The organism is Mycobacterium sp. P7213, from assembly GCF_900604305.1.
Lineage (GTDB): Bacteria > Actinomycetota > Actinomycetes > Mycobacteriales > Mycobacteriaceae > Mycobacterium.
Window position 1 is genome coordinate 1 of record NZ_UWOA01000132.1, and the last position, 516, is coordinate 516.

The following is a 516-nucleotide window of genomic DNA, read 5'->3' on the forward strand; positions in this document are numbered from 1 at the left end:
ACCACGACTGCCCGCAGTGCCGTCCCCACCACGCTCACCGGCACCACCATCAACCGCACCCGCAGACCCGTCACCACCACGGGAACCAGCACCACCACTAGTGCCGTGGACACCCTGAGCGCCGTGACCACCGGCCCCACCGACACCACCATTGCCGCCATCACCGTCCGCAGCCCGGGTCACCCCGTCCGCGGTCAGGCCACCCGCGCCGCCGTTGCCGCCGGCACCACCATTGCCACCCGCGGTGCCATCAACGGCACCCGCGAAGCCATCGACACCGTCAGCGCCCCGGCCACCGGCACCACCATTGCCGCCTTGCCCGGCGACACCATCGGCCCCGGAAGCGGCCTGGCCACCGCGACCAGMGCCACCGGCGCCACCGACACCGGCGTTACCACCGGCGCCACCAGCGCCACCGGCCTCCCCATCGATCGAGGTATTGCCGTCACTGAGACCATCACGGCCCGCCGCCCCCGCCGAGCCATCAGCACCACTGCCGGCGTTACCCCCGAGACC

Annotated in this window: 1 pseudogene; it reads left to right on the forward strand. The window is 72.8% G+C overall.

Features of this window, described 5'->3' with window-relative positions:
* Positions 1 to 123 precede the first annotated feature (123 nt).
* A pseudogene (locus EJK91_RS22215) lies at positions 124 to 516 on the forward strand (hypothetical protein); the annotation flags it as partial.